Source organism: Variovorax sp. GW821-FHT09B01, from assembly GCF_059418345.1.
In genome coordinates this window covers 11,682-27,020 of sequence record NZ_JBWKPQ010000045.1, presented here as the reverse complement: position 1 = coordinate 27,020, position 15,339 = coordinate 11,682, and the positions used below count along the sequence as shown (strand labels likewise).

Here is a 15,339-nt window from a genome sequence, read left to right as displayed (position 1 = left end):
CTTCCCTCCGGGTTGCCCCGCAAAGGGGCCGTCTGCGGCGTTGCCCGCGCTTGCAAGGCATCAGCCTTGCTGCGCGCGGGCGCCTTGCATCCAGCCCCTTTGCGGGGCAACGCGACCCCTTGAATAGTGTTAACAGGCCCTAAGCGCGCTTCTTGAACAGCGCCGACGCCCCGCTCGCCGTGGCCACCTCGGCCGCCGCCTGCATCAGCGTGGGCCCGAGCGTCTCCATGCGCTGCGCCGTCAGCCGCACCGCGGGACCGGCGATGGTGATGACGCCGATCGCCGGGCCGGACGGGCCGAAGACCGGTGCCGCCATCGCGGTCATGCCGGGCGCGAACACCTCGTTGATCAGGCTGAAGCCACGCTGGCGCGCCGCCTTCACGTAGACCATCACGGCCTTGAGCGTGGTCGGCGCCTTGGGGCCGAAGTCCTCGGGCTTGCCCAGGCCCTTCTTCGCGACCAGCGCCATCGCGTCGTCCTCGGGCAGGGTCGAGAGCCAGGCATGGCCGGCCGCGCTGCACGACAGCGCCACCGACAGGCCCATGTCCGGGTCGTAGCGCAGGCCGTGGGTCGCGCCCTGCGCCTTGGCCACGAAGGTGAGCTCGTCGCCGTCGACCACCGCGAGGCGCACCAGCTCGCCCGAGGCCTTGGCGAGCTGGTCGAGCAGCGGCTGCGCGACGTCGACCACGCCCGAGTTGCTGAGGAACGAGAGGCCGATCGACACCAGCTTGATGGTCAGCACGTAGTGGCCGTCGCGCTGCTCCTGCCGCACGTAGCCGTAGCGGATCAGCTCCGTCAGCAGGCGGTGCGAGGCGCTCAGCGGGATCTGCAGATCGCCCGCCAGCAGGGACAGGGGCACGCCCTCGGGATGGGACGCCAGATATTCCAGCACCCTGAAGCTGCGTCCCAGCATTTCGCTCATGTCATTTCTCCCGGTTCATGTCGCGGACCGATGGCGACAGCCGAACTCTAGCAGATGAAGGGAAGGGATTTCCATAGTGGAAAGATTTTCCGATTCACCACAGAATTCCTCCCATCGCATCGGCCATGCCGTCTTCCGTCCTTCCCTGGAGCCCACCCGTGAAACTTCTTCGCACCTTCGCCCTCGCCAGCCTCTGCATCGGCCTCGCCGCGCCCGCCCTGGCGCAGCAGGAACGCACCATCCGATTCGGCCACCTCAACAACACCGACCATCCGGTGAGCCTGGGCGTGAAGCGCTTCGCCGAGCTGCTCGCGGCCAAGAGCGGCGGCAAGATGAAGGTGCAGGAGTACCCGGCCAACCAGCTCGGCAACGAGATGCAGCAGCAGTCGGCGCTGCAGGGCGGCGTGCAGCAGATGTCGGCGCCCGCGACCACCTCGCTCGCGGGCATCGTCAAGGAGTTCGGTCTGGTCGACTTCCCGTTCGCGGTCGCCAGCTTCGAGCAGGCCGACCAGCTGCTCGACGGACCGCTGGGCCAGGCGCTGATCGCCAAGCTGCCCGAGAAGGGCCTGGTGGCGCTCGGCTACTGGGACCTGGGCTTTCGCAACGTGACCAACAGCAAGCACCCGATCACCAGGGCCGAGGACCTGCAGGGCCTGAAGATCCGCGTGATCCCGAACCCGGTGTTCCTCGACACCTTCAAGGCCTTCAAGGCCAACCCGGTGCCGATGCCCTTCGCCGAGCTCTACGGCGCGCTCGAGTCGAAGGCGGTCGACGGCCAGGAGAACCCGTTCGCCGTGATCCTGTCGAACAAGTTCTACGAGGTGCAGAAGTTCGTGAGCGCGACCAACCACGTGTACGCGGCCAACATCGTGCTCGTCAGCAAGAAGTTCTGGGACCAGCTCTCGCCGACCGAGCAGAAGTGGATGCGCGAGGCCGCCGACGAGGCGCGCGGCTACCAGCGCCAGGCCAGCCGCACCGCGGCGCAGAAGGCCGTGGGCGAGCTGCAGGCCAAGGGGGCGCAGTTCAACGAGGTGGCGCCGAAGGAGCAGGTGCGCATGCGCGAGATCGCGCAGCCGGTGATCGACAAGTTCGCGGCGCAGTACGACCCGGCCACGGTCAAGCTCTACAACGACGAGCTCGCGCGCATCCGCGGCGCCAAGCAGTGAGCGCACGGCAACCGCGAGCATCCACCATGAAGTTCCTCGTCCTGCACGGCCCCAACCTCAACCTCTTCGGCCGCCGCGAGCCGCACATCTACGGCCGCACCACCCTGGCGGAGATCGACGCGCGCATCGACAAGCTCGCGCACGAGCTCGACATCACGGTGGCGACCATCCAGTCGAACCACGAAGGCGCGCTGGTCGACTTCCTGCACCAGCACATCGACGAGGCGCAGGGCGCGCTGGTCAACCCCGCGGGCCTCACGCAGCACGGCGTGCCGCTGCACGACGCGATCAAGGCCATGCCGTTCCCGACCATCGAGGTCCACATGTCGAACATCGCGGCGCGCGAAGCCTGGCGTGCGCACTCGATCATCTCGCCGGCCGTGCGCGGCACGGTGCAGGGGCTCGGGCCGCAGTCGTATCTCGCGGCGCTGCGCGCGCTGGTCGAGATCGTGCGCGACGGCAAGCAGTGAGCCCGCGCGTGCGCCCATGCGCCCCGTGCGCGGCGCACGCCCACCGACTGGATTGAAGAGGACGACATGAATCGATGGATCGATCGCGCCTGCCGCGTGGTGGAGGCGCTGATCGCGACCTTCCTGGCCGTGATGGTGGTGCTGGTGTTCGGCAACGTGGTGCTGCGCTACGGCCTCAACTCGGGCATCACCGTGTCCGAGGAGGTCTCGCGCTGGCTGTTCATCTGGATCACCTTCCTGGGTGCGCTGGTGGCGCTGCGCGAGCATGCCCACCTCGGCGTGGACATGGTGGTCGGCCGGCTGCCGCCGCTGGGCCGCAAGCTGTGCCTGGGCGCGAGCCATCTGCTGATGCTCTACATCCTGTGGCTGCTGTTCCAGGGCAGCCTGGCGCAGACGCGGATCAACTGGGACGTGGAGGCGCCGGTCACGGGCGCCTCGATGGCCGTGGTCTACGCCTCGGGCCTGGTGTTCTCGGTGCTGGCCGCGGCGCTGCTGCTGGTCGAGCTGCTGCGCCTGCTCACGGGCCAGCTCGCCGACGACCAGCTGGTGGCGATCCAGGAATCGGAAGAAGCCGCCGCGCTCGCGCAGGTGCTCGAGGCCGAACGGGAGCGTCGCGCATGACGATCGCCGTCTTCCTCGGATCGCTGCTGCTGGCCATGGCGCTCGGCATGCCGATCGCCTTCGCGCTGCTGGCCAGCGGCGTGGCGCTGATGTGGCAGCTCGACCTGTTCGATGCCCAGATCCTGGCGCAGAACCTGATCGGCGGCGCCGACAGCTTCCCGCTGCTGGCCGTGCCCTTCTTCATGCTCGCGGGCGAGATCATGAACGCGGGCGGCCTGTCGCGCCGCATCGTCGCGCTGGCGCTCGCGCTGGTGGGCCACGTGCGCGGCGGCCTGGGCTACGTGACGATCATGGCGGGCTGCCTGCTGTCGGCGCTGTCGGGCTCGGCCGTGGCCGACGCGGCGGCGCTGACCGCGCTGCTGCTGCCGATGATGGTCTCGGCCGGCCACGACCGCGCCCGCGCGGGCGGGCTGATCGCGGCCACCGGCGTCATCGGCCCGGTGATCCCGCCGAGCATCGGGCTGGTGATCTTCGGCGTGGCGGCCAACGTCTCGATCTCCAAGCTCTTCCTCGCGGCGATCGTGCCCGGCCTGCTGATCGGCGGCGCGCTGTGGGTGACCTGGGCCTGGCTGGTGCGGCACGAGAAGATCGAGCCGCCGCCGCGCCAGTCGGGCCGCCAGATCGTCGCGGCCGCGCGCGAGGCCGGCTGGGCGCTGCTGCTGCCGGTGATCATCCTGGTGGGCCTGCGCATGGGCGTGTTCACGCCCACCGAGGCGGCCGTGGTGGCCGCCGTCTACGCGCTCTTCGTGGCCACCGTGGTCTACCGCGAGCTGCGCTTTCCCGATCTCTACAAGATCTTCGTGAGCGCCGCCAAGACCAGCGCGGTCGTGATGTTCCTGATCGCCGCCGCGATGGTCAGCGCCTGGCTGATCACGGTGGCCGACCTGCCCGCCAAGGTGGTGGCGCTGCTCGAGCCCTTCATGGGCAACAAGATCGTGCTGATGATCGCGATCATGCTGCTGGTGATGGCGGTGGGCACGGCGATGGACATGACGCCGACCATCCTGATCCTCACGCCGGTGCTGATGCCGGTGGTGGTGGCGGCCGGCATCGACCCGGTCTACTTCGGCGTGATGTTCATCATCAACAACTCGATCGGGCTGATCACGCCGCCGGTGGGCGTGGTGCTCAACGTGGTGGCGGGCGTGGGCCGCATGCGCATGGACGAGGTCACGCGCGGCGTGCTGCCCTTCATGGTGGCGGAGTTCGCGATCATGTTCCTCATGGTGCTGTTCCCGCAGCTGGTGACGGTGCCCGCCAAATGGTTCGGCGGCTGATGCGCGCGCCCGCCTTTCTCCCTGCGCGCTGCCGGCTGCGCGCGCTGTGCGCCGCGCTCGCGCTGCTCGCTCCGCTGGCGGCGTCGGCACAGGATCCGGCGCGCGACGTGCTGCCCGAGCAGCTGCAGCCGCGCGCCTTCGTCGGGCCGACCGGCCTGGTGCGGCTGGGCTCGCGCGTGCTGTTCTCGGCCTTCCACGTGGCCACCGGGCAGGAGCTCTGGAGCAGCGACGGCACCACTGCCGGCACCGTGCTGCTGAAGGACATCCGCCCCGGCTTTCGCGGCGCCTTCCCGAGCTGGCAGACGCGCTTCGGCGCGCATGTCTACTTCACCGCCACCGACGGCGCGCATGGCCTCGAGCTGTGGCGCAGCGACGGCACCGCGCGCGGCACGCAACGCGTGACCGACCTGAACCCCGGCGAGGCCGACGCCATGCCGGCCGAACTGACGGCCTGGCGCGATGCGCTGTACTTCGTCGCCAACGACGGCCGCCACGGCTTCCAGCTCTGGAAGACCGGCGGCGATGCACGCAGCACGCAACGCGTGTCCTCGGTCGACGCGGGGCCGGGCGCGGTGGTGCGCCAGCTCACGGTGGCCGGCCCGCGGCTGTTCTTCACCGCCACCAGCCGCGCGCACGGCCACGAGCTCTGGGTCAGCGAGGGCACGCCCGAGAGCACGCGGCTGGTGAAGGACATCCGCCCGGGCGCGGAGGACAGCAACCTCGAGAACCTCGTGGCGATCGGCGACCGGCTCTGGTTCACCGCGAGCGACGGCCAGCATGGCATCGAGCTCTGGACCAGCGACGGCAGCGAAGCCGGCACGCGCATGGTCAAGGACATCCGGCCCGGCGAGGGCGCGTCGCGGCCCGCGCATCTCACGGCCGTGGGCGGCACGCTCTACTTCGCGGCCGAGGACGGCACGCACGGCATCGAGCTCTGGCGCAGCGACGGCACCGAGGCCGGCACGCGGCTGGTGAAGGACCTGCGGCCCGGCGCCGCGAGTTCGGTGCCCGGCCCGCTCGCGGCCTTCGGCGGCCGGCTCTACTTCGCCGCCACCGACGGCGAGACGGGTGCCGAACTCTGGACCAGCGACGGCAGCGCGGCCGGCACCCGGCGCGTGAAGGACCTGGGGCCGGGACCCGGCAGCGGCTCGCCCGCGCGCTTCGCGCAGGCCGGCGGCCGGCTGTGGTTCTCGGCGAACGACGGCGTGCACGGCGTGGAGCCCTGGTCCACCGATGGCAGCGCGGCCGGCACGCGACTCGCGGCCGATGTCGCGCCCGGACCGCGCCACGCGATGCCGCTGAGCTTCGTCGCGCTCGGCGACGCGGTGCTGTTCGTGGCCGACGACGGCCTCGGCAACGAGCGCCTGTGGTCGCGCAGCACGAAGGGCGGCGCGCGCCGCGCCACGCTGATCGGCGATCCGCTGCGCGAGCGGCTGCGCTGAACCGCGCCGGCTCGTCGGCTCCCTTCCTGCGCCAAAGAAAAAGGCCCCGGTTCGCACCGGGGCCTTCGTTCGTTGCGCCGCGCTCAGCGCGCGGCGATGTACATCGTGATCTCGAAACCGAACCGCAGGTCCACGAACGCGGGCTTGCTCCAGGTCATCGCTTTGCTCCTTTCTAGGTTGGGGGAAGAGGAACGCCCGCAGGCTCAGTACACGACGATCTTGCCGGTCGGTCGCGCGCTGTGGCAGTCGTTGTAGAAGTACTCGCCGGGCGTGTCGAAGCGGTGCTGCGCCGACTGGCCCGGTGCGAGCTTGAAGTCGAAGCGGCCCTCGAAGAACTGCGTGGCGCAGTGCTGGTTGGCATTGCCGGCGGGGTTGGTGAAGGTCACGGTGGTGTTCGCGGGCACGCGCATCCAGGTCGGCGTCATCGCGTTGACCGCGGTGCTCTCGCTGGCGCCGGGCGCGTTGGCCGCGGTCTGCACGCGCGCGAGGAACACGGTGTTGGGCGTGGGCAGCGCCGCGCCTTCCACCGCCTGGCCCGACACCGGCCGGCGCACCTCGGGCGGCTTCGGCGTGGCCGCCGGCGCCACCGTGCCGCCGACCTTGAAGGCCCAGAGGTAGTCGCCACGCGGCGCCGAGTCGCCGTAGGGGATGCTGGTGCCGCCCGCATAGACCGCGATGTACTGCTCGCCGTCGATCTCGTAGGCCACTGGGCTCGCGGCGATGGCCGCGCCGGTCTGGAAGCGCCACAGCTCGTTGCCGTCGCCCGCGTCGAGCGCGAGCAGGTTGCCGTCGGGCTGGCCGATGAACAGCAGGTCGGCGGCCGTGCTCAGGATGCCGTTGCCATGCGCCAGCGAATAGGGCATGGGCTTCTTCCACTTGACCAGGTTGGTGCTCGGGTCGACGGCCACCACCGCGCCCGTCATGTAAGTGCCCGGCGGGCGCAGGCCGTTGCTCGACTCGGTCAGCGAGTGCGCGGCCGAGACGTAGCCCATGCCGGTGTAGACCAGGCCGGTGCGCGGGCTGAAGGACTGGTGGTTCCAGTTGGCGCCGCCGCCGTGGCCCGGGATCGACAGCAGCGGCACGTCCCAGTGCGCGTCGTAGAGGCAGCCCTTGAGGTAGTTGGGCACGGCGCGGTTCGGGTCGCCGGGGATCGCGGTGCCCAGCGGCTGGTCGACGATGCAGGTCTCGGTCCAGGCGCCCTGGCGCGGGAAGGGCTGGGTCGGCCAGCTCGCCTGGCGGGCGTCCTGCTTGACCGGCATCTCGTCGATGCCCAGCGGCGCGCTGCCGTCCTTGCGGTCGAGGATGTAGTACATGCCGGTCTTGCTGCCGTAGATCACGACCTTGCGCTCCTGGCCCGCGATCCTCACGTTGGCCAGCACCGGCGACATCACGTTGTCCATGTCCCAGATGTCGTGGTGCACCGACTGGAAGTGCCACTTGTACTCGCCGGTCTTGAGGTCGAGCGCGACGATCGAGTTGGCGAACAGGTTCAGGCCCGGCCGCGTGGAGCCGTTCTGCGAGGAGCCGCCGCGCACGTTGCCGAAGGTCCAGTAGACGAGCCCCAGCTCGGGATCGACCGCGGGGTGGATCCACGGCGTGGCGCCGGTGCGGTCCGACTCGGGCGCGCCGCCCCAGGTGTCGTAGCCGCGCTCGCCCACGCGCGGCACGCCCCAGAAGGTGGAGAGCACCTTGCCGGTGGCCGCGTCGGCCGAGAAGGCGGCGCCGCGGTTGCCGTCGTTGGTGCCCACGTACAGGCGCTTGTCGTGATAGACCAGCGCCACCTTCTGCACCGCGCCCTGGTAGTCGGCGTCGGTGCTGCTGCTCGGGTACTGCTTGATCCAGACCGGCTTGCCGGTGTTCGTGTCGAGCGCCACCAGCCGGTTGCCCGTGGCCACGGTGTAGACCAGGCCCAGGTCCTTCGCGACCGCCGCGCCGCGGCGCGTGATCGCGCCATAGGGCGTGGTCCATTTCCACTTGGTGACGCCGGTCTTGCCGTCGACCGCGATCAGGTTGCCGAGCGCCGACTCGATGTAGATCACGCCGTCGACCACCACCGTGGTGCTCTGGCTGTTGCCGATATTGGTGCCGCCCTCGATGCGGTTGAGCCAGGCACCGCCGAGCTGGCCCACGCGCGCCTTGTCGATCTTCGCGAGGCTCGAGTAGTTCTGGTTGCCGAGGTTGCCGCCCACCTTGGGGAAGTCGCGGTCGCCCGCGGTGCAGCAGTCGGCCAGTTCGGCGGCCGAGGGGCCGGCCGCGGGCGGTGCCGGCGGCGGGGCCGGCGGGTTGGGTGCCGGTGGGGGCGCCGAGAACCAGGGAAAGGCGCCGCCGCCCGAATCGCCGCCGCCGCAGCCGGCCAGCAGCAGGGGCGCGCCGATCGCGCCGCAGGCGAGCAGCGTCGCTGCCAGTGATGTGAGTCGCATGGTGAAGATCTCCGCTCCGAAGGAAGGGTTGTCCGCGATGGGAAGAGGAAGGCGGCGCGCAGGGCCGCGCGCACGGCGCCGGGGCGCCGTGCGGGCCGCGAGGCCGGTGGGGTCAGATCAGGTGCAGAAGGGCGTCAGGCCCATGGCCGACTTCACGCCCTGCACCACCAGCTTCTGGAACTGGTCCGCGCCGGGCCCGGTCGAGCTGGCGCTGAACGAGTGGTCGTTGTGGCCCAGCGTGCTGAGCCAGGCGCGACCGCCGTCGTAGTACTGGCACCAGGCCACGGGATGGAAGTCCGCATGGCCCGGATGCGGCGGCGAGGTCAACGGCTTGAGCGTGGAGGTGTCGACCTTGGCGAGGAACTTCACGTTGGTCGGAAACGGCGCGAGGTTGTACCACTCGTCCTGGAAGGTGAAACGCTTGGGCAGGTCCACGGTGGAGGGGTCGTCGGCAATGATCTCGACGTCGCCCGAGCGGTTGGGCCCGTGGTTGTAGAAGTTGGCGTTGCCCAGCAGGCCTTCGTAGTAGGGCCAGTTGTATTCGGCGCCGAAGGCGTTGTGCAGCCCGACGAAGCCGCCGCCGCGGCGCATGTAGTTGCGCAGCGCCGTGCGCGCGGCGTCGTTGCTGGTCGCGACCGAGCCGTTCCACAGCGTGTCGCGGTTCGAGCTCGCGAAGATCACGGCCTTGTAGTTGTTGATGCGGCTGCCGAGCACCGCCACGTCCTCGGTCCAGTCGGCCGTGATGCCCGCGTCCTTGAGCATGCGCACCAGGCCGGCCTGCATCACGTTGTCGGGGTTCATGACCGGGTTGAGGCCCGTGCCCATCGGCGTGCCGAGGTTGGCGTGGCGCGGCCCGGCGGTGCGCGAGTAGATCAGCACGCGGTCGGGCGTGGTGGCGAAGGCGCCCCAGTCGTTGTAGCACTTGGGGTCGGTGCCGCGGCAGACGTTGTAGTAGGTGTCGAAGCTGGTGTCGGGCGCCTCGGCCACGGGATCGGTGGGTCGGTCGTCCACCGGTTCTTCGGGCGCGGCGGGCGGTGGTGGCGGCGCCACCGCGACCGGCACGAAGCCGGCACCGCCGCCGCTGCCGCCGCCACAGGCGGTCAGGACCAGGGCGAGCGCCGCGCTCGACACGAGGCCGAGGGTCAGGGAATGAGCTGGTTTCACGAAGTCTCCTACTTGTAGTGGTGGCCGGGGCCGCGCGGGCGCGCCCTGCCGGGATGGCTCGGCTGCTTCCGATGGCCGGGGAAGCAGCCGACGAAGCACCAAGGAATGCCGGCCTCAGACGGGAAAGCGGCGCCCTGCCTCGACCGGGTGCAGCAGGCCGTCCTCCCTCGGCGAGCGAAGGAAGCTGCGGTTGCGACGGCGGAAGCAGGTGCGCGAAAAAAGCGCAGGGGCGCGGGCGAACGCTCAGGACGGCGCGTTCGGCACGCGCCGCAGATCGGACACGGACAACGGGCGAGGCAGTGGCACGGATCGTCTCCAGGGCTGAAAGCGCAGGGCCAGAGGGCCCGGCTGCGGACGATCATAAGCAGAATTGGAAAGTATTTCCACTATAGAAATCCCTTCCTTTTTTCGGCCTCGCGCTTTTCCCAGGCTGGACGGCGCAAAGAAAAAGGGCCGATCGCGCATGGCGATCGGCCCTTGGCCGGCTGGCGGAGGCGGCGAGAGGCAAGCCCTCGCCGCGCTGTCCGATCAGAACGGAATGTCGTCGTCCATGTCGTCGAAGCCCGACGAGGACTTGGCCGGTGCCTGGCGCGGTGCGGGTGCCGGAGCGCGCGGCGCGGCGGCCGGGGCGCGTGCCGGTGCGGGGGCGTAACCGCCACCACCACCGCCGCCGCCATTGCCTTGCGAATAGCCGCCGTCGTCGTAGCCGCCGCCCGCCGGGGCGCCCTGGCCCTGGCGGCTGCCGAGCATCTGCATCTGGTCGACGCGGATGTCGGTGGCGTACTTCTCGACGCCGTCCTTGTCGGTGTACTTGCGCGTGCGGATCTGGCCTTCGACGTAGATCTGCGAGCCCTTGCGCAGGTACTGCGCGGCGATTTCCGCCAGGCGGCCGTTGAACACGAGACGGTGCCACTCGGTGGCTTCGCGCATCTCGCCGCTTTGCTTGTCCTTCCACTTGTCGGTGGTCGCGAGGGTCGCGTTGCAGACCTGGTCGCCGCTCGGGAAGGTACGGGTTTCGGGATCGCGGCCGAGGTTGCCGACGAGGATGACTTTGTTGACCGATGCCATGTGCGCTGCCCCTGATGAATGAGTAAGAGGAGGTTTGAAGGAAAAAGAAGGACACGCATTGTGCCCGATGGGCCGGGCGACGCGGCCTCCGCTGGCATGGCGGCCGGATACCGCGCGGCAGAATGGCGGGCTGGACCGATGAATCACGAGCCCGACTTCCTGCAGAACCTGCGCGCCGAGTTTTCGGGCTGGCGCCTGTGGATCGACCGCGCCATCGTGCTCGGCTACGCGGTGCTCGCGGGCCTGTTCGTGGTGGGCTTCACGCACGCGGCCGAATGGGCCTTCGCGCTGTTCGAGGGCCTGTTCCGGCGCCATCCCTGGGCCGTGCTGCTGTGGACGCCGGCGCTCACGGCCGCCATCGTCTGGGCCACGCGGCGCTGGTTCCCGGGCGCGGCGGGCTCGGGCATCCCGCAGATCAAGGCCGCGCTCGATCCCGATCTGCCCTCGGAGCGGCGCGGCCTGTTCGCCTCGCTGCGGCTGACGCTGGCCAAGATCGGGCTCGGCGCCGCGGGCTTCGCGGCCGGCCTGTCGGTGGGACGCGAAGGGCCGTCGGTGCAGGTGGCGGCCGGCGTGATGCAGCACGCGAAGCGCTGGCTGTCGCCCGGCAGCACCATCGACATGCGCGCGCTGCTGGTGGCCGGCGGCGCGGCGGGCATCGCGGCCGCGTTCAACGCACCGCTCGCGGGCGTGGTGTTCGCCATCGAGGAGCTGTCGGGCCGGCTGGAAGCACGCGCCAGCGGCGTGATCATCACCGGCATCGTGCTCGCGGGCCTGGTGGCGGTGTCGGCCTTCGGCAACCTCAGCTATTTCGGCGTGATCCGCGTGCCGCATCTCGACTGGAGCCTGCTCGGCCCGGGCCTGGCCGTGGCGCTGCTCAGCGGCGTGGCGGGCGGGCTGTTCGCGCGGTTGCTGATCGCCTCGCTGACCGGCGCGCCGCAGCGCCTGAACCACTGGCGCCGGCGCTATCCGGTGCGCTTCGCGGCCGCCTGCGGGCTGGCCGTGGCCGTCATCGGGCTGGCCACGGGCGGCGTCACCTACGGCGCGGGCTCGGAGGCGGTCAAGCGGATGCTGCATGGCGAGGCCCCGCTCTCGCCGCTCTACACGCTGCTGAAGTTCATCGCCACCTGGCTCACGGCCTGGAGCGGCGCACCGGGCGGCATCTTCGCGCCCTCGCTGTCGATCGGCGCCGGCATCGGCGACGCCATCGCGCGGCTCGCGAGCCCCGAGTTCGGGCCGGCGCTGATCGCGCTCGGCATGGCCGGCTTCCTGGCCGCGGTCACGCAGGCGCCGCTGACGGCCTTCATCATCGTGATGGAGATGGTCGACGGCCATGCCATGGTGCTGAGCCTGATGGCCTCGGCCATGCTCGCGAGCCTGGTCTCGCGCATGATCAGCCGCCCGCTCTACGAGACGCTGGCCGAGCACATGGTGGGCGTGGCGACCGGGCGGCTCGCGGCGCAGCCGCAGGAGCCCGTCGCCCGCGAAGAACCGCCCCGCTCGCCATGACATCCCGGGCGGTCTATCATGTCCGGTTGCCCTCGGACGATCGCCCCTTGAATTCAAAAGCCACCGAAGACACTGCGCAAGCAGAAGCCGAACGCGAAAGCGAGCGCGACGCCCAACGCGAAGCGTACCTGGGCGCCGTGCTGGCCCAGCAGCGCATCAGCATCCGCGGCGCGCGCACCCACAACCTCAAGAACGTCGACCTCGACATCCCGCGCAACAAGCTGGTGGTGATCACCGGCCTGTCGGGCTCGGGCAAGTCGAGCCTGGCCTTCGACACGCTCTATGCCGAGGGCCAGCGGCGCTACGTCGAGAGCCTGTCGGCCTATGCACGGCAGTTCCTGCAGCTGATGGACAAGCCCGACGTCGACGTGATCGAGGGCCTGTCGCCCGCGATCAGCATCGAGCAGAAGGCCACCAGCCACAACCCGCGCTCCACCGTGGGCACGGTGACCGAGATCCACGACTACCTGCGCCTGCTCTATGCGCGCGCCGGCACGCCCTTCTGCCCCGACCACCACCTGCCGCTGCAGGCGCAGACCGTCTCTCAGATGGTCGACGCGACCCTGGGCCTGGGCGAGGAACCGCGATTGATGATCCTCGCGCCGGTGGCGCGCGAGAAGAAGGGCGAGTTCGTCGAGCTGTTCGCCGAGATGCAGGCCGCGGGCTACATCCGCTTTCGCGTCGACGGCCAGACCTACGAATACAACGACCTGCCCAAGCTCAAGAAGACCGAGAAGCACGACATCGACGTGGTGATCGACCGGCTGCGCGCGCGCCCCGACATGCAGCAGCGCCTGGCCGAGAGCTTCGAGGCCGCGCTGCGCCTGGCCGAGGGCCGCGCGCTGGTGCTCGAGCTCGGCGGCGAGGGCCAGCCCGACCGCGAGCACCTGTTCAACGCCAAGTTCTCCTGCCCGATCTGCCACTACTCGTTGGCCGAGCTCGAGCCGCGGCTGTTCTCGTTCAACTCGCCCGTGGGCGCCTGCCCGAGCTGCGACGGCCTGGGCCACAGCGAGGTGTTCGACGCGGCGCGCGTGGTGGCCTTCCCCTCGCTGTCGCTGGCCAGCGGCGCGATCAAGGGCTGGGACCGCCGCAACGGCTACTACTTCAGCATGATCGAGAGCGTCGCGAAGCACTACAAGTTCGACGTCGACGCGCCCTTCGAATCGCTGCCGGCCTCGGTGCAGCAGGTGCTGCTGCACGGCTCCGCGGGCGAGGAGATCAAGTTCAACTACACCATGGAGTCGGGCAACTTCGCGGGCAAGAAGCTCACGAAGAAGCATCCCTTCGAGGGGATCATCCCGAACATGGCGCGGCGCTACCGCGAGACCGACTCGGTGATGGTGCGCGAGGACCTCGCGCGCTACCGCAGCTTCCAGCCCTGCCCCGAATGCGGCGGCTCGCGGCTGCGGCGCGAGGCGCGCAACGTGTTCCTGGTCGACGAGTCGGCGCGCCCGGCCGATGCCGAGCCGGCGCCGGGCCGCCCCAAGGCGGCGAGCGCCCCCTCGGGGGGCAGCGAGGACACGCCAGTGCCGAGCGTGGGGGCCACACAACCGCCGCGCATGGCGATCTTCGAACTCAGCCGCCTGACCCTGCGCGACAGCCTCTCGTGGTTCCAGCGCCTGCAGCTGCGCGGCGCCAAGGCCGAGATCGCCGACAAGGTGGTGCGCGAGATCGGCCTGCGCCTCAAGTTCCTCAACGACGTGGGCCTCAACTACCTGAGCCTGGACCGCAGCGCCGAGACGCTGTCGGGCGGCGAGGCGCAGCGCATCCGCCTCGCCTCGCAGATCGGCTCGGGCCTGACCGGCGTGATGTACGTGCTCGACGAGCCCAGCATCGGCCTGCACCAGCGCGACAACGACCGCCTGATCGGCACGCTCAAGCATCTGCGCGACATCGGCAACAGCGTGATCGTGGTCGAGCACGACGAGGACATGATCCACGCCGCCGACCATGTGATCGACATGGGCCCGGGCGCCGGCGTGCACGGCGGCCGCGTGATGGCGCAGGGCAGCTTCGCGCAGGTGGCGGCCAACCCCGAGTCGCTGACCGGCCAGTACCTGTCGGGCGCGAAGAAGATCGAGGTGCCGAAGCGCCGCACGCCGTGGCTGCCGGTGGTGAAGAAGGAGGTGCCGGCCGAGCCGCGCAAGGCCTCGCGCTTTCCGCAGAGCCCCGCAGCCGAGCGCCGCGCCGCGCGCGAGGCCGCGCACCTCGCCTCGCAGACCGCGCTGCAGGAGATCCGCGTGGTCGGCGCCAGCGGCAACAACCTCAAGAACGTGAGCGTGGCCTTTCCGGTCGGCCTGCTGACCTGCGTCACCGGCGTCTCGGGCTCGGGCAAGTCCACGCTGGTCAACGACACGCTCTACAGCGCCGTCGCGCGCACGCTCTACCGCGCCCACGAGGAGCCCGCGCCGCACGAGGCGGTCGAAGGCATCGAGTACTTCGACAAGGTCATCAACGTCGACCAGAGCCCGATCGGCCGCACGCCGCGCAGCAACCCGGCCACCTACACGGGCCTGTTCACGCCGATCCGCGAGCTGATGGCCGAGACCAACACCGCGCGCGAGCGCGGCTACGGGCCGGGCCGCTTCAGCTTCAACGTGGCGGGCGGGCGCTGCGAGGCCTGCCAGGGCGACGGCGTGGTGAAGGTCGAGATGCACTTCCTGCCCGACGTCTACGTGCCCTGCGAGGTCTGCCACGGCCAGCGCTACAACCGCGAGACGCTCGAGGTCCAGTACAAGGGCCGCAACATCGCGCAGATCCTCGACATGACGGTCGAGGTCGCGCACGAGTTCCTGAAGGCCGTACCGACCATCGAGCGCAAGCTGCGCACCCTGCTCGACGTGGGCCTCAGCTACATCAAGCTCGGCCAGTCGGCCACCACGCTGTCGGGCGGCGAGGCGCAGCGCGTGAAGCTCGCGCTCGAGCTCAGCAAGCGCGACACCGGCCGCACGCTCTACATCCTCGACGAGCCGACCACCGGCCTGCACTTCGCCGACATCGAGCTGCTGCTCAAGGTGCTGCACCAGCTGCGCGACGCGGGCAACACCATCGTCGTGATCGAGCACAACCTCGACGTCATCAAGACCGCCGACTGGCTGATCGACATGGGCCCCGAGGGCGGCGCCGGCGGGGGTACGGTGGTGGGCGCGGGCACGCCCGAGGACCTGGCGGGGAACGAGGCGAGCCATACGGGGCATTACCTGAAGCGGCTGCTGCCGGCCTGAAGGCGGGGCGTGCGGGCCCCTCCGCCTGCACGAAGCGCCGTGGCACGCCACAATCGCGC

General features: G+C 70.2%; 12 protein-coding genes. 7 read left to right on the top strand and 5 right to left on the bottom strand.

Features of this window, described 5'->3' with window-relative positions:
- Positions 1-139: 139 nt before the first annotated feature.
- A complete protein-coding gene (locus tag AC07RV_RS45200; protein ID WP_093354375.1) occupies positions 140-922 on the bottom strand; it encodes an IclR family transcriptional regulator in 783 nt (260 codons plus the stop codon).
- Positions 923-1,080: 158 nt separating this feature from the next.
- On the opposite strand from AC07RV_RS45200, the gene AC07RV_RS45195 reads away from it, so the two are divergent.
- The 5 genes from AC07RV_RS45195 (at position 1,081) to AC07RV_RS45175 (ending at position 5,898) form a co-directional block, all read left to right on the top strand.
- The gene (locus AC07RV_RS45195) at positions 1,081-2,088 is read left to right on the top strand and encodes a TRAP transporter substrate-binding protein (protein WP_218159448.1); all 1,008 of its coding nucleotides are present in this window, start codon (positions 1,081-1,083) and stop codon (positions 2,086-2,088) included.
- A 26-nt stretch (positions 2,089-2,114) separates the two neighbouring features.
- Complete coding sequence (locus tag AC07RV_RS45190) at positions 2,115-2,558, top strand: type II 3-dehydroquinate dehydratase (protein ID WP_093354370.1); 444 nt, start codon at positions 2,115-2,117, stop codon at positions 2,556-2,558.
- A 66-nt stretch (positions 2,559-2,624) separates the two neighbouring features.
- Positions 2,625-3,179, top strand: a complete 555-nt coding sequence (locus AC07RV_RS45185; protein WP_208510748.1) for a TRAP transporter small permease — start codon at positions 2,625-2,627, stop codon at positions 3,177-3,179.
- Positions 3,176-4,456 carry a TRAP transporter large permease gene (locus tag AC07RV_RS45180; protein ID WP_296778968.1) on the top strand — a complete coding sequence of 427 codons (1,281 nt, stop codon included), beginning with the start codon at positions 3,176-3,178 and terminating at the stop codon, positions 4,454-4,456. Before AC07RV_RS45185 ends, AC07RV_RS45180 begins: the two co-directional genes overlap by 4 nt.
- Positions 4,456-5,898 carry an ELWxxDGT repeat protein gene (locus AC07RV_RS45175; protein WP_296778971.1) on the top strand — a complete coding sequence of 481 codons (1,443 nt, stop codon included), beginning with the start codon at positions 4,456-4,458 and terminating at the stop codon, positions 5,896-5,898. The genes AC07RV_RS45180 and AC07RV_RS45175 overlap by 1 nt, the downstream gene beginning before the upstream one ends.
- Positions 5,899-5,981: 83 nt before the next feature.
- On the opposite strand, the gene pqqA is transcribed toward AC07RV_RS45175, so the two are convergent.
- The 4 genes from pqqA to ssb all read right to left on the bottom strand — a co-directional run bounded on the left by pqqA (position 5,982) and on the right by ssb (position 10,550).
- Positions 5,982-6,056 carry a pyrroloquinoline quinone precursor peptide PqqA gene (gene pqqA, locus AC07RV_RS45170; protein ID WP_093354476.1) on the bottom strand — a complete coding sequence of 25 codons (75 nt, stop codon included), beginning with the start codon at positions 6,054-6,056 and terminating at the stop codon, positions 5,982-5,984.
- Between the two features lie 45 nt (positions 6,057-6,101).
- Positions 6,102-8,318 carry an outer membrane protein assembly factor BamB family protein gene (locus tag AC07RV_RS45165; RefSeq protein WP_296778973.1) on the bottom strand — a complete coding sequence of 739 codons (2,217 nt, stop codon included), beginning with the start codon at positions 8,316-8,318 and terminating at the stop codon, positions 6,102-6,104.
- 117 nt (positions 8,319-8,435) lie between these two features.
- Positions 8,436-9,482 (bottom strand): ThuA domain-containing protein, encoded by a 1,047-nt coding sequence (locus tag AC07RV_RS45160; protein ID WP_256223021.1) that lies wholly within the window; start codon positions 9,480-9,482, stop codon positions 8,436-8,438.
- 528 nt (positions 9,483-10,010) lie between these two features.
- Positions 10,011-10,550, bottom strand: coding sequence for a single-stranded DNA-binding protein (gene ssb / locus AC07RV_RS45155; protein ID WP_093354360.1), 540 nt, complete (start codon positions 10,548-10,550; stop codon positions 10,011-10,013).
- A gap of 138 nt (positions 10,551-10,688) precedes the next feature.
- Between ssb and AC07RV_RS45150 the strand changes: the two genes are divergently transcribed.
- Positions 10,689-12,056: a chloride channel protein gene (locus AC07RV_RS45150; protein WP_093354358.1), complete on the top strand. Its 1,368-nt coding sequence runs from the start codon at positions 10,689-10,691 to the stop codon at positions 12,054-12,056.
- The gene (gene uvrA, locus AC07RV_RS45145) at positions 12,053-15,280 is read left to right on the top strand and encodes an excinuclease ABC subunit UvrA (protein ID WP_444852727.1); all 3,228 of its coding nucleotides are present in this window, start codon (positions 12,053-12,055) and stop codon (positions 15,278-15,280) included. Before AC07RV_RS45150 ends, uvrA begins: the two co-directional genes overlap by 4 nt.
- The last annotated feature ends 59 nt before the right edge of the window (positions 15,281-15,339 follow it).